Annotated in this window: 15 protein-coding genes; 3 read left to right on the top strand and 12 right to left on the bottom strand. The window is 46.7% G+C overall.

What is annotated here, in order from left to right:
• Nucleotides 1-85 precede the first annotated feature (85 nt).
• The 7 genes from ACTJJJ_RS10270 to ACTJJJ_RS10240 all read right to left on the bottom strand — a co-directional run bounded on the left by ACTJJJ_RS10270 (nucleotide 86) and on the right by ACTJJJ_RS10240 (nucleotide 6,059).
• Nucleotides 86-1,828, bottom strand: a complete 1,743-nt coding sequence (locus tag ACTJJJ_RS10270) for a tetratricopeptide repeat protein (RefSeq protein ID WP_229223355.1) — start codon at nucleotides 1,826-1,828, stop codon at nucleotides 86-88.
• 90 nt (nucleotides 1,829-1,918) lie between these two features.
• On the bottom strand, nucleotides 1,919-2,866 hold the full coding sequence (locus ACTJJJ_RS10265) for a substrate-binding domain-containing protein (RefSeq protein ID WP_188938992.1): 948 nt from the start codon (nucleotides 2,864-2,866) through the stop codon (nucleotides 1,919-1,921).
• The gene (locus tag ACTJJJ_RS10260) at nucleotides 2,863-3,084 is read right to left on the bottom strand and encodes a hypothetical protein (RefSeq protein WP_188938993.1); all 222 of its coding nucleotides are present in this window, start codon (nucleotides 3,082-3,084) and stop codon (nucleotides 2,863-2,865) included. Before ACTJJJ_RS10260 ends, ACTJJJ_RS10265 begins: the two co-directional genes overlap by 4 nt.
• Nucleotides 3,085-3,087: 3 nt before the next feature.
• Nucleotides 3,088-3,912, bottom strand: coding sequence for an energy transducer TonB (locus ACTJJJ_RS10255; RefSeq protein WP_188938994.1), 825 nt, complete (start codon nucleotides 3,910-3,912; stop codon nucleotides 3,088-3,090).
• Between the two features lie 27 nt (nucleotides 3,913-3,939).
• A complete protein-coding gene (locus ACTJJJ_RS10250; protein ID WP_188938995.1) occupies nucleotides 3,940-4,518 on the bottom strand; it encodes an ExbD/TolR family protein in 579 nt (192 codons plus the stop codon).
• Between the two features lie 25 nt (nucleotides 4,519-4,543).
• Nucleotides 4,544-5,158, bottom strand: a complete 615-nt coding sequence (locus ACTJJJ_RS10245; protein ID WP_188938996.1) for an ExbD/TolR family protein — start codon at nucleotides 5,156-5,158, stop codon at nucleotides 4,544-4,546.
• Nucleotides 5,159-5,219: 61 nt separating this feature from the next.
• Nucleotides 5,220-6,059 (bottom strand): MotA/TolQ/ExbB proton channel family protein, encoded by an 840-nt coding sequence (locus ACTJJJ_RS10240; RefSeq protein ID WP_090156048.1) that lies wholly within the window; start codon nucleotides 6,057-6,059, stop codon nucleotides 5,220-5,222.
• Between the two features lie 615 nt (nucleotides 6,060-6,674).
• On the opposite strand from ACTJJJ_RS10240, the gene gatC reads away from it, so the two are divergent.
• Entirely contained in the window at nucleotides 6,675-6,962 is a 288-nt protein-coding gene (gene gatC, locus ACTJJJ_RS10235; RefSeq protein ID WP_440701735.1) for an Asp-tRNA(Asn)/Glu-tRNA(Gln) amidotransferase subunit GatC, read from the top strand.
• A gap of 24 nt (nucleotides 6,963-6,986) precedes the next feature.
• On the opposite strand, the gene ACTJJJ_RS10230 is transcribed toward gatC, so the two are convergent.
• Genes ACTJJJ_RS10230 through ruvX form a run of 3 tightly spaced genes read right to left on the bottom strand, consistent with a single transcriptional unit; the run spans nucleotide 6,987 to nucleotide 8,853 of the window.
• Nucleotides 6,987-7,778, bottom strand: coding sequence for an amidohydrolase (locus ACTJJJ_RS10230; protein ID WP_188938998.1), 792 nt, complete (start codon nucleotides 7,776-7,778; stop codon nucleotides 6,987-6,989).
• A 25-nt stretch (nucleotides 7,779-7,803) separates the two neighbouring features.
• Entirely contained in the window at nucleotides 7,804-8,391 is a 588-nt protein-coding gene (def, locus tag ACTJJJ_RS10225) for a peptide deformylase (RefSeq protein WP_440701734.1), read from the bottom strand.
• Between the two features lie 48 nt (nucleotides 8,392-8,439).
• Nucleotides 8,440-8,853 (bottom strand): Holliday junction resolvase RuvX, encoded by a 414-nt coding sequence (gene ruvX, locus ACTJJJ_RS10220; RefSeq protein ID WP_426292564.1) that lies wholly within the window; start codon nucleotides 8,851-8,853, stop codon nucleotides 8,440-8,442.
• A 118-nt stretch (nucleotides 8,854-8,971) separates the two neighbouring features.
• On the opposite strand from ruvX, the gene recJ reads away from it, so the two are divergent.
• Entirely contained in the window at nucleotides 8,972-10,684 is a 1,713-nt protein-coding gene (gene recJ / locus ACTJJJ_RS10215) for a single-stranded-DNA-specific exonuclease RecJ (RefSeq protein WP_188939001.1), read from the top strand.
• A gap of 19 nt (nucleotides 10,685-10,703) precedes the next feature.
• Entirely contained in the window at nucleotides 10,704-11,435 is a 732-nt protein-coding gene (lptB, locus tag ACTJJJ_RS10210; protein WP_188939002.1) for an LPS export ABC transporter ATP-binding protein, read from the top strand.
• Between the two features lie 100 nt (nucleotides 11,436-11,535).
• On the opposite strand, the gene ACTJJJ_RS10205 is transcribed toward lptB, so the two are convergent.
• Nucleotides 11,536-11,691 carry a hypothetical protein gene (locus ACTJJJ_RS10205; RefSeq protein WP_188939003.1) on the bottom strand — a complete coding sequence of 52 codons (156 nt, stop codon included), beginning with the start codon at nucleotides 11,689-11,691 and terminating at the stop codon, nucleotides 11,536-11,538.
• Between the two features lie 108 nt (nucleotides 11,692-11,799).
• On the bottom strand, nucleotides 11,800-12,252 hold the full coding sequence (locus ACTJJJ_RS10200; RefSeq protein ID WP_440701733.1) for a heavy-metal-associated domain-containing protein: 453 nt from the start codon (nucleotides 12,250-12,252) through the stop codon (nucleotides 11,800-11,802).
• Between the last annotated feature and the right edge of the window lie 40 nt (nucleotides 12,253-12,292).

The following is a 12,292-nucleotide window of genomic DNA, read 5'->3' as shown; positions in this document are numbered from 1 at the left end:
AAACCTATCATTTGATAATCGAGAGCTTAGAAAATAAGAAAGCCGCCCGAATTCGGGCGGCTTTTCTCTTATAGCCTTTTCGGAATTACTTCTTCTTTGTAGCAGGCTTAGTTGCCGTGCCAGCGGCAGGTTGTGCTGGTTGAGCTACCGCCAATCCTAATGCCTCTTTTGCAGCAGCATTATCCGGATCTACTTTAAGCAGTTTCTCCCAATATTCTTTCGCTTTCGCCTCGTCTTTCAATGTCGATTGAGCGTGGAATGCGAGGTATCCGTAAGCCAATTTCAAATAAGACTTGTATTTGCTCGGATCCGGATCTTTCTCTGCCAATTCTGTCAATTTTAGATAATATGGCTGTGAAATACCTTTGTCAACATTCTCTTGTCTGTCGTACGCATTGTAGAGCGTACTTGCACGCCAGTAGTAGCCGTATGGCCAATCGGGCAATTTACGGGTTACAGTAGCGAAGATCGAGTCAGCTCTCAGGTACATGTTACGTTTGTCAGTTGCTATTTTCACGCTATCAGCAAAGTTAGGATCGCCGCTTTTAGGAACGATATAGCTCTGTGCTGTCTGGAAGTTAGCAAGCCCTTCATAGTAATAGTCATTGGCAGTTGCTTTCGCTGTGTCCAGGCCGTTACCCTTTGAATAGGCAGCAGCAGCCTTAGGATAATCCTTTGCAGCGTAGTACAAGCCTGCAACTTCTTTGTAGGTAGCAGCAGCCTCCGCTTTACTGGTATCCATTTCGGCACCTTTCTTAATGTACTCCATACCCAATGAATCGTAGCCTTTGCCATCGGTTGCCTTAGCATTAAGTGCACGGCCAAGGTATTTGTAGTCATCACCGATTACTTTGTCAGGCGATCCTTTGATAAACTCGTCAAGGCTCTGGATTGCTTCGTCAGGCTTATTGGTTTTGAAATAAGCCCATCCATACATACGCTTGATGATCGGGTTATTGATCTTTCCTTTTGCTTCTTCGAGGAATTGAAGTGATTTTGTGTAATCATCAGCAGTAAATGCGAACTGTGCACCGCGAAGTTTCATTTCAGGGTCAGTGCTACCGCTTTTTTGCAGATACAAGTCGAAGTTTTCAGCCGCCTGCTTGTATTTCTGAGCGAAGAAGTAAAGCTCAGCGAGGTCTTTGTAAGCAGGTGCGAAGTTAGCGTCAGATTCGATTGCTTTCTTGTAGTTCTCCAAGGCAAGGTTATAGTTCTTACCACGCAGGTAAACAGAACCAATAGCATTGTGAGCAGCCGCATAATTTGGTTTTGCGGTCAAAGCGTATTCGTAAGCGGTCACGGCGTTACCACCTTCATTCCGCAACATCAAAGCGTCTCCTTTTGCCAGGTAAGCGTCAGCAAGGTTTTTGTCGCGGGCAATCGCCAGGTCAAGCAAACGGATTGCTTCGGCTGGGTCGCTGTTTTTCTCGAAAAGTGTATAAGCTTCGCCTATTCTGAAAAGAACTTCGGCATCTTTCTTTTTCTTCTTTTCTGCTTCGTCGAAAAGTGTTTTGGCTTTCGCACGGTCGCCTTTTGCCAGGGCTACTGTTCCAAGACCTACCTGGTTCAGGTAAGACTTCTCATCCAGCGACAGACCTTTTTCGAATGCTTTCTGCGCCTCGTCCAATTGATTGGTTTTGATATAGTAATAACCAAGGTAATATTGGTTATCAGCAGAAGGGGTTCCTTCGGCAAGCTTTTTGAACGCAGCGCCTGCCTCATTATAACGTTCTCCATGAATTAATGCCAACCCGTCCTGTACCGTCTGTGCGTGTAAGTTAACAAACGCTAATAAACCAAATACCAATGCTACTAATTTCATTCTCATGTTTCTGTTCATTTTTTACCCGGTTAAAATAATGATAAAAAACTTGGTTTTTCAATAACAAGCCCCAAATCTACTAATTGTTTACATTCACTATAACTCTGTCTTTATTTCCAGTTCTCTCGGATAAACTACCGTTGGCAGTAAACCCATTTTCTGAATGATCAGTCCTCCGACGTCCCGGGCAATGTAGGTCATCAACCCACCGCCGAGGCCCGAGTATCCTTCCCGGCTGATAATATATAAGTCTCTGTGCAGTGGATAGCGCTTGAACTCCAACCCTGCCTGAAAAGGCTGGATGTAGTCAGAAAGTGAATCGGGTTTAGCGTCTTTGGCGACTCCCATTACCCGGATACCCCTCGAAAGCTCTTCCGAAGCCAGCGAATGTCCGTCACTGATCCAGTTCACCCCGATAAAACCGAGATGGGTAGGGTTCTCCCTGACGTCCTTGATTACATTTTCGTTTGATCCGGCCGAAATAATTCTCAGTTTCTGAATATCTCTAATGCCGAATTTGTTGAGCACAAAGTTCAGGTTGCTTGCATTAGCATTATCAAAAACCAATGTAATCAACCCCTCCTGCCCACCTTTGATCTGCGACCAGTCGGTGAGTTTACCTTCCATGACCGCTTTCAGTTCCGGAATCGTGATGAGACTATCCGTGTTGCTCTTTCCAATCACCAGCGCGAGGCCGTCCGTTGCGATATGCTGGAACTTCTGGCTGCCCTTTTGCTTCCTGATCATTTCCAGTTCCTTCTCGTTCAACTGGCGCGTCGCGAAAATGATCCTGGCGCTGTCGTTCAACAGCTGTCGGATCGCTTCCTGCTCCGGTTTGTAGTCTACCTTGAAATGCGCATCGGGGTAAATTCCCTCGTAGGCACCTGTAAGCGAATTAACCAGCGGTTTGAAAGATTCATCCGCCGCGATTGTGATCGTACCTTTCCGCGGATTGTCCAGATCACTGTTAGACGAGGTACATCTGAGTAATCCTGCTATACCGAGCGTTAACAACAGCAGCAGTCCTGCCAATCTCTTTTTCATGACTCGTCGTCCTGGTTTCTTCTCAACACCCTGTAACCCCGGTAGGCTCCGTATAAAATAAGTGTGCCAGCAAAAGCATACCGCCAGATGCTGCCGATCGGCAACAATCTAAATGAGAAGGAGGAGAAGATCAAAAAGACCCCTCCTCCTACGTATGCCAGAGCCATTACCGAAGAGGTCAGATCACCGAGCTTTTCATGCAATGGTTTCTCCCTCATGCCTTACTCCAATTGGAAGTTGATCGGCAGGTTGTATTTTACACGAACTGCACGTCCTGATTGCTTTCCTGGCTTCCATTTCGGCATAGCTTTCACTACGCGGATCGCCTCTTCATCGCAACCAAAACCCAATCCTTTCAAAACCGCTACATCCTGGATACTTCCGTCAGTGTTAACAACGAAGGACATGAAAACCCTTCCGGAAACGTTAGCACGGGATGCTGCACTTGGATACTTGATGTTTTTACTAAGATACTTGTACATCTCTGCGGTACCTCCCGGGAACTCAGGTTGTTGCTCAACCACCGTAAATACCTTTTCAGGTTCAGGGGCCGCCTCTACTACTACTCCTTTGCTAGGTGCAGCAACCGCTTCGGGTGCAACAATGATTTCATTCGCGTTAGGGTCACCTTCGATGGTTTTATCCGCAACAACAGCTTCTTTAATTTCTTCCACTGTTGGTGGTGGTACCTCTTCGGGAACCTCTTCATCTTTCTTAACCTCAGGAGGCAAGAACTTCACCGTGTTCACCTTTGGTGCCTCCACTGGTGGCGGCGGTGGCGGTGGCGGCTCTGCCGGGTCTATTGGCGGCGGCGGGATTTTCATCAAATCCACTTCAACCATTGGTGCTTCCTCTTCCTTACCTGCCGTCAAGCTATTGATGATCGACGGTGTAAACATAGCAAGGACAAAAAGAGCAGCTCCAAGTAAAGTGGCCTTCGTCACATCTCTGCGATAACCCTGACGAAGTGAAAATGCACCGTACGCCTTATTACGATCCGCAAACACTATATCATCCAGTGTTGCATTCGGGCTGATCTCTGCCATGGCGCTGTGATTAATTTTGGTTTAAAACTAGTTTTTTGGAATTATTTTGTCGCCCAACACTTTCTTCTCAGCGTCTGTCAACGCGTCAACAAGTGCATAACGTTTGGTTTTGGTAATAGCCATTTCATCCAGTACATCTACCATATTTTTGTAGGTAGATACCGCTGTTGGCTTGATTACCACGACAAAAGCTTCATTACCGTCTTTATCCTTTGGATTTGCTGCGTTGATACGCTTTTGAGATGCGAAAATCACACTTCTCAGATCGAACCCGTAACGGGTTGTTTTCAAATCAGTCTTAGCTTTATCGTCATCTGCAGCGATACCGTCCAGATAGTATACATCATCGTTCGCTCCCATGAAAAGGGTCAAAACTTTGGATGCTTTCAAAGGTTCCGTCGGCTTTTCCTGATCTTCGGTTTTGTCAGGCACAGCGAGCGACATGGATGTCGGTTTCGACATTGTTGTCGCAAGCATGAAAAAGGTGATAAGCAAAAATCCTAGGTCTACCATTGGGGTCATGTCCACACGGGTGGACATTTTCTTGGCCCTTACCTTACCATCACCTTTACCGTGCCCACCACCGGATTCTTCAATTGCTGCCATTTCTTCTAAATATTAAATGATAACATTATTCGTTTGTGTAACCGGCCGGTGCTTGTTCGCTACCTGTGATCAGGTTGAACTTGTTAATATTCTGCGACTGCAAATTAGCCAGTACGTCTTTGAATGCAGGAAATTTAGACAGGTTGTCCCCTTTCAATGCAATACGTAGCTGGTTGTCTGCCTTACGCGCAGCATAAACCCAGTCTGCCAATTCGCTGGCACCTGTGGAGTCAACCGGGATCCCTGGTTGCTTCACCTGGCCCATTTGCTCCTTAGGCATATTCAGCCAGGGCTTCAACTGATTCAGAGGAAAACCAAAGCTCGACTGCAGTGCAAACTTTGCCTTCTCAGTATCAGTAAAGGTGATTCCTTTGGCTTGTCCGATGTTGTCCAGCATCGCAACGCGAGTAGGCTGGGCATCAACACCAAAGAATACTTTCCCTGATTTGTCAATGCTAATGACCATGATCTTATCATCTGGCACTTTGATCTGCGAAATCGATGTAGGTGTTGTAATCTCTGCATCGTTCGACTTAAAAGTCGCCGTCATAATGAAGAACGTCAAGAGCAAGAAGGCAACATCCGTCATGGCCGTCATATCAGTATGCGGCGCATGTTTCTTTGGCCTTACCTTTCCCATACAAATATATAAGTTTTTTTTATATTAACGAAACTTCACTATAAAATAGTTCAGCGAACTATTAATAATGTGCAGCAAAGTTCGACTGAAGGCTCATGCCAATTTCGTCGATGCTGTAAGTAAGATCGTCAACACGGCTGTTCAGGTAAGCGTAAGAAATAGTCGCGATAGCCGATGTACCGATACCGAGAGCGGTATTGATAAGGGCCTCAGAGATACCAGTCGCAAGAGCAGCGGAGTCAGGTGAACCTGATGTACCCAAAGCCGCGAACGCCTTGATCATACCGATTACCGTTCCAAGAAGCGCCAAAAGGGTAGATGCACCCGCCAGTGTAGCGATGATGGTAAGGTTTTTCTGAAGCATTGGAAGTTCAAGTGTAGTAGCTTCTTCGATCTCTTTCTGAAGAGCCGCCAGTTTCTGCTCTTTGTCAAGCGCAGTTTCAGTAGTCAATTGCTTGTATTTCAAAAGACCCGCTTTGATTACGTTACCAACAGATCCTTTTTGCTTATCGCATTCTTTGATAGCCTCTTCGATTTGGTTTTTGTCAAGCAGGCTTCTCACTTTACGAACGAACGAGTCAATGCTGCCTGAGCCGCTTGCCTTGTTCAAAGTGATCAGACGCTCGATAGTAAAGGTCAATACAATAAGGAAACACGTCATCAAGATCGGTACGATAGGACCTCCCTTGTAAACGATTCCGTAGTAATCACCATCGATAGGTCCTTTTTCGTGATCGCCGTCTTTAAAGTGTTCGGGAGCCCCCAACACGAAAATGTAAACGCAAAGTGCAATCGCAAAAAGTAGAGGGATTACCAATGCCGGGTTCAAACCGCCTTTGCCTTTTGTTGCTGCCGCAGCAGGCTTTGGAGCTGGTGCCGGACTTGTAGCTTTCTTTTCCATCAGACTTACTTTTAAAGGTTAAATTGAGATTTTGGTTGTGAATTAAATAAAACTTTTGGTTTAAACTGGTTTTCGTAAAATAAAATTTTGAATGCTTTTCGGATAAACGACATCTACAAAAGTATGAGTTTTCCTTTTAAAAAAAAGCAAGCGTTTCGGCAGATTTTTTCTCAGATTTTTCGCAGAAACGGCTCCGAATTGCATAATTTAAAGAATCCCCTCCCTTCTATTTTTAGTACAAATTCTAGTTTTAATACTGATCCATAGGAGTATACCAGCCTGGCCGGAACCTCTATATAATTGCACTCTTTGCGTTCATATGTAACAACATGTTTTTTAGTGAGGAGTTTTGTGTTTCAAAATATTTCAAGATTACCTTAGAAAAGCAAATATTATTTTTCTCCTACTATGTGTCTTAACAACAATTTTAAATTTCGATGCCCGGGATTTTCCGCCGAACCTCAAAATTTGACTAAATCAATCCGTCCCGCATCCCGCTTGCAACCGCCCGTCACTCAATTTCCCGGAGCTTACCACTAGCGGAATGACAAAAATCCGGTAATTTTGGCTTTTGGTGGATAGCATGTCCATTAACTTAACAAATTCTTAAAATACATGAAGATCGATCAGGAGTCGCTCAAAAAGATCGCGCACCTCGCACGATTAGAGATTAGGCCCGGGGAAGAAGCGGCACTCTTACATAGTATGGATTCGGTTCTTACCTGGATGGACCAGCTCAATGAAATAGATACGCAGGGAGTGGAGCCTTTGACGCACGTGCTCGACGAAGAAAATAACTGGCGGGAAGATAAAGGTGCAAATACGCTCACACGCGATGAAGCGCTCTTCAATGCACCGTCGAAAAACAGTACCTATATAATGGTACCCAAAGTGATTGAGTAAGTATAGGACACAATGTCCTATACCTCAACAATGGATTTCGAAATCGTCGGCGTCCGACAATGCAGGAAAGTTCTGCCGATAAGCGATGAGCTCCGCCTTCGAAACGTGGACAACCTTCTCTGCCTCCTGGTTTGTCAGCATTGCCACAGGTTCTCCCAGGTAGTCGAGGGCGACAGAATCCCCCCGGTATTCCAAACCGCCCCCATCTGTGCCGATACGGTTAACACCCATCACATAGCACTGATTTTCGATTGCCCTCGCCTGCAAGAGCGTGCTCCACGCATGCGCGCGACGCGCGGGCCAGTTCGCTACATATAATAGGATGTCGTAAGGTTCACTTTGCAGATTGCGGCTCCATACCGGAAATCGTAGGTCGTAGCAAACGAGTGGACAAATTTTCCAGCCTCTCCATTCAATTGTCAACCGGCTACTGCCTGCAGTATAATGATTGTTCTCCTCTCCCATCCGGAAAAGGTGCCGCTTGTCGCTATGCGCATGGGTACCATCCGGGCTTACGCAAAGAAGCCTGTTAAAAAAACGTCCTCCGTCATTTACTGCAAAACTTCCCACCACCAGGGCATTATGCTGTTTGGCCATTTGCTTCATCCAGCGGGTGGTGGTCAGGTTCATCGGCTCGGCGAGCGTAGTGTTCATCGTAAAACCGGTGTTGAACATCTCCGGAAGCACGATCACATCGACCGGCTCCGGCAATGCCGCCAGCTTTTCTTCAAAGGAGGCCAGGTTGGCCGTTACATTTTCCCAATGTAAATCGGACTGGACCAATGCAATCGAAAGGATTTCCTTATTTTCCTGCATGACCGAATATTTGCTGGTTAAAAACCTATCTGCGGCTTGGAAAACGCATACGGTAATCTGCGTCTACATTCCCTTTGGAAATATCGGTCAGTTTCTTCTTGATAAACTGTTTTTTGAGCGTAGGCAGGTAATCCACGAACAATTTGCCCAGCAAATGGTCGTACTCGTGCTGGATAATGCGGGCAGCCATCCCCGAGTAGGTTTCTTCGTGCTCGTTCCAATCGAGGTCTCGATAGCGTATACGTAGCGTTTCGGGGCGGTACACATCGCCGCGAATGCCCGGAATGCTCAGACACCCCTCTTCGAACGCCCATTCCTCACCGGTTTCTTCCAATATCTCGGGATTGATGAATGCCTTTTTGAAATTGACCAATGACAGATCCGGCTCGTCGTCTTCGTCTTCTTCATCTCTTTCGGCGAACGGCGTGCCGTCTACTACAAAAATGCGGATATTCAGACCGATCTGCGGCGCGGCCAGGCCCACGCCATTCGCGCCGTGCATAGTTTCGAACATATCCTCTGAAAGCTTCTTCAAATCCACTTCATCTTTTTCGATAAAACGGGTTGGTTTTCTCAGGATCGGGTCACCGTATGCAACTATTGGATAAATCATGTTTATTAAAACTTTTGCTACCTATATAATATGTACTACTTACAAATTCTACCTTCGGCTTTCCATGAAGGACTGAAGAATGATCGTGGCGCTAACTTTGTCGATATTGCCCTTATCGCGCCTGTCACTTTTTTTCGATCCCGAAGCGATCATGGATTGTAACGCCATCGACGATGTAAAACGCTCGTCGTGTAAATGCACCGGGATTTCAGGAAAAGCTTTTTGTAGTGTCTTTACAAAAGCGGTAACCCTGGCGGCGTTCTCGCTATCGGTATTATCGAGCTTTTTAGGCATTCCAACCACGAATGCTTCTACCTCTTCGGCCAGCATATACTTTTTGAGAAAATCGGGCAGCTGATGCGTAGGCACGGTATCGAGCGCCGTAGCGATGATTTTCAACGGGTCCGTAACGGCTATTCCGGTGCGCTTGGCACCGTAATCGATCGCCAGAAGACGTGGCATGGGCTTAAAATATGTTAATAGTTTGCAAAGATAAGACCTTTCGCTTAGCTTTTCCCGATTGCCCGGCCGATTGCACATTTAGGCTGCACGCATTCCGGAAACCGATTATCTTTGCCGTATGATTGAAAAGCGCTGGATACATTTCCCTCCCTTTACCTCTGAACAAGAACAGATTGCGCAGAGCCTTGCCGAATCACTTAAAGTAAGTCCCTCGCTGGCAACGCTTTTGGTTCAGCGCGGCATCCTCGATTTCGACCAGTCCCGCGACTTTTTCCGACCCGACATCAAGCATTTGCACGATCCGTTCCTGATGGCCGACATGGAAAAAGCTGCGGAGCGCCTGATCAAAGCCATCGAATCCAACGAGAAAATACTGGTTTACGGTGATTACGATGTAGATGGTACTACTTCCGTCGCATTGTTCTATGGTTTTCTCAAAAGGATTTACCCAAATCTGGACTACTACATTCCCGATCGCTACGAAGAAGGCTACGGCGTTTCGTGGCAGGGCGTGGAATGGGCCGAAGCGAATGGCTATACATTAATAGTTACCCTCGACTGTGGCGTTAAATCGGTTGACAAGGTCACTGTGGCCCTTGAAAAAGGGATCGACTTCATCATATGTGACCACCACCGCCCCGGCGACGAACTTCCGCCAGCTGCTGCAGTGCTCGACCCGAAGCGGGAAGATTGCCTGTATCCTTATAAAGAGCTAACCGGCTGTGGCGTTGGGTTCAAGCTTTTGCAGGCATTTTGTATCAAACAGGGCCTCGACCCTGAAACGTTGTACGATTACCTCGACCTGCTGGTTGTCAGCATTGCCTCTGATATTGTTCCTATCACGGGCGAAAACCGCATTTTAGCGTTTTATGGCTTGCAAAGGCTTAATGCCAAACCGCGTACCGGTATTAAAGCCTTAATACAAATCTCAGGGATCAGCGGTGCGCTCGATATTACCAACGTAGTCTTCGGGCTCGGGCCGAGGATCAACGCAGCCGGACGCATTAAGCATGCAAAAGAAGCTGTAAGACTTTTGCTTTCCGAAATTGAGGAAGAGGCGATGGAGTTTGCCGAAGAAATCAACAAGCATAACAGCGAGCGCCGCAACTTCGATTCAAGCATTACCGAACAGGCGCTTTTCATGATCGAAAACGACGAATGGTTTTCGAATGCGAAAAGTACCGTATTATATAAGGAAGACTGGCACAAAGGCGTGATCGGGATCGTAGCAAGCCGTTGTATCGAAAAATACCATCGCCCCACCATTATTCTCACGCAATCCCATGGAAAAGCCGCTGGCTCTGCACGCTCGGTGCCCGGTTTTGATGTGTACGAAGCGATCGAAGAATGCGCGGATCTTTTGGAACAATATGGCGGGCATACTTTTGCTGCCGGCCTTACATTGCCGCTGGATAACGTGGAAGCATTCAGAATGCGGTTCAACGAAATCGTTAGTAGCCGCATCCAGCCCGACCAGCTTGTACCGATGATTAACGTCGACATGCTGCTTGAACTGGAAAACATTACGCCGAAATTCTATAACATCCTTCGCCAGATGGGGCCATTCGGGCCAGGCAACATGACGCCGGTCTTTGAGTCACGAAACATGACGCTGGTTGGCCGCCCGTTTTTGATGAAGGAAAAACACATCAAGTTTGATGTAAAACAAAATAACTCGGCCGTGTTCACGGCCGTAGGCTTCGGAATGGGGCATTTTTATCCTGATATTGTCAATGGAAGGCCGTTCTCGATCTGCTATTGCCTTGAAGAGAACAATTTCCGTGACAAGAAAACATTACAGCTTTCGTTGAAAGACATTAAGCTGCATTGAGGAAGAACTTAAACGAACAATGATACTAAGAACCGAAAACCTCGTTAAGAAATACGGGGTTCGTCTCGTTAATAATAATGTAAGCTACCAGGTCGAGCAGGGCGAGATCGTAGGGCTGCTCGGGCCGAACGGTGCCGGCAAAACTACTTCTTTTTACATGGCCGTCGGGTTAGTGAAGCCCAACAGCGGAAAAGTGTACCTCGACGACAAGGACATTACCAACCTGCCCATGTACAAGCGGGCCCGCCTGGGCCTCGGCTACCTTGCGCAGGAGGCATCTGTTTTCCGGACATTGACCGTCGAAGAGAATATTAAGGCAGTGTTGGAAATGACCGATCTCTCCAAAGCCGATCAGAAGCATAAGGTGGAAGAGCTGATCGAGGAATTTCACCTTGGGCATGTCCGCAAGAGCAAGGGAATGGTTCTTTCGGGAGGCGAGCGTCGCCGGACGGAAATTGCACGGTCCCTGGCTGTCGATCCGAAATTCATTTTGCTCGACGAGCCCTTCGCCGGTGTCGACCCTATTGCCGTGGAAGATATTCAAAGCATTGTGGCCAAGCTGAAACACAAGAATATCGGCATCCTCATCACCGACCACAATGTGAACGAAACCCTTTCAATTACCGACCGGGCGTATTTGCTATTTGAAGGAAAGATATTGAAACAGGGCTCCGCCGAAGAATTGGCAGAAGACGAGCAAGTACGTCGTGTTTACCTGGGACAGAATTTCGAGTTGAAAAGGAAGATCTGAAATGTCTCCAGCATAGAAAAGGGAACGCTCAGGCGGCACTCCCTCTCTTACAATTATTCACCATGAACTGTATTACTAGTCAAAAAGAGTAACAGCGATGCTACTTTTTAGGGCACTTCTTACAATGTTTGCCCTTCTTCTTGTATTTCTCGCAACACTTCTTAAACACGCATTCGGTGTTGTCCTCGAAGCTTTTCATCCAGAAACACCCCTGCTCCACCTCCGCATTGTAGTCATTAATTGTAAAAGCGCTCATCCACATTGCCGTTAAAACTGAGGCAAATATATTACCTATTTAGAATCATTCAAATGTTTGGTGAAAATTATTTTGAATAAATCTAAATAACTTAACGGGCACTTTGGGTCACTTCAAATGTCCCTTGCTTTTCAAAACCGCTAAAATACGCTCCGGCGAGACTTTCTCCTTGTGGTAGGAAAGTATCACTACTTCTGATTCCAGGGCGATACTCCCCTTTCTAACACCGTCTATTTCCTGCAAGTCGGCCACAAGTTCCTGCACATTATCCGGGCTCGCCAGATCTATCCGGAGCTGCCTTTGGGATTTGAAACGCTCAAAGTGCTGCTCTGCCAGCACCTGCTCTTCGCTTTTGAATGGCTCCCAACGGTTGATAACCAACCCTGATAATGCAATAAACCAGCCCAAGAAATAGGACAACGTCTCCATTCGGCCATGAAACTCTCTATTCCAGAAATACAAAGCAGCCAGGCGGCCACTCAGCCAAGCAAATATTGTCCATTGCAAAACCGTGACCAATAGCTGGTGCCTGGTCAGAAAGCCAGTATCAAAAATCGGCAAGGATGCCAGGGATAGTAAAGGAAGTATGCAGCAACCAATA

Origin of the sequence: Dyadobacter sp. 22481 (assembly GCF_052044875.1) — a bacterium.
Taxonomy (GTDB): domain Bacteria; phylum Bacteroidota; class Bacteroidia; order Cytophagales; family Spirosomataceae; genus Dyadobacter; species Dyadobacter endophyticus.
This window is presented reverse-complemented; position numbering and strand designations above follow the sequence as displayed.

Bases quoted from the DNA above. Each gene is read 5' to 3' on its own strand.
- ACTJJJ_RS10270 (WP_229223355.1), bottom strand. From the start codon at position 1,828: ATGAGAATGAAATTAGTAGCATTGGTATTTGGTTTATTAGCGTTTGTT.
- ACTJJJ_RS10265 (WP_188938992.1), bottom strand. From the start codon at position 2,866: ATGAAAAAGAGATTGGCAGGACTGCTGCTGTTGTTAACGCTCGGTATA.
- ACTJJJ_RS10260 (WP_188938993.1), bottom strand. From the start codon at position 3,084: ATGAGGGAGAAACCATTGCATGAAAAGCTCGGTGATCTGACCTCTTCG.
- ACTJJJ_RS10255 (WP_188938994.1), bottom strand. From the start codon at position 3,912: ATGGCAGAGATCAGCCCGAATGCAACACTGGATGATATAGTGTTTGCG.
- ACTJJJ_RS10250 (WP_188938995.1), bottom strand. From the start codon at position 4,518: ATGGCAGCAATTGAAGAATCCGGTGGTGGGCACGGTAAAGGTGATGGT.
- ACTJJJ_RS10245 (WP_188938996.1), bottom strand. From the start codon at position 5,158: ATGGGAAAGGTAAGGCCAAAGAAACATGCGCCGCATACTGATATGACG.
- ACTJJJ_RS10240 (WP_090156048.1), bottom strand. From the start codon at position 6,059: ATGGAAAAGAAAGCTACAAGTCCGGCACCAGCTCCAAAGCCTGCTGCG.
- gatC (WP_440701735.1), top strand. From the start codon at position 6,675: ATGAAGATCGATCAGGAGTCGCTCAAAAAGATCGCGCACCTCGCACGA.
- ACTJJJ_RS10230 (WP_188938998.1), bottom strand. From the start codon at position 7,778: ATGCAGGAAAATAAGGAAATCCTTTCGATTGCATTGGTCCAGTCCGAT.
- def (WP_440701734.1), bottom strand. From the start codon at position 8,391: ATGATTTATCCAATAGTTGCATACGGTGACCCGATCCTGAGAAAACCA.
- ruvX (WP_426292564.1), bottom strand. From the start codon at position 8,853: ATGCCACGTCTTCTGGCGATCGATTACGGTGCCAAGCGCACCGGAATA.
- recJ (WP_188939001.1), top strand. From the start codon at position 8,972: ATGATTGAAAAGCGCTGGATACATTTCCCTCCCTTTACCTCTGAACAA.
- lptB (WP_188939002.1), top strand. From the start codon at position 10,704: ATGATACTAAGAACCGAAAACCTCGTTAAGAAATACGGGGTTCGTCTC.
- ACTJJJ_RS10205 (WP_188939003.1), bottom strand. From the start codon at position 11,691: ATGAGCGCTTTTACAATTAATGACTACAATGCGGAGGTGGAGCAGGGG.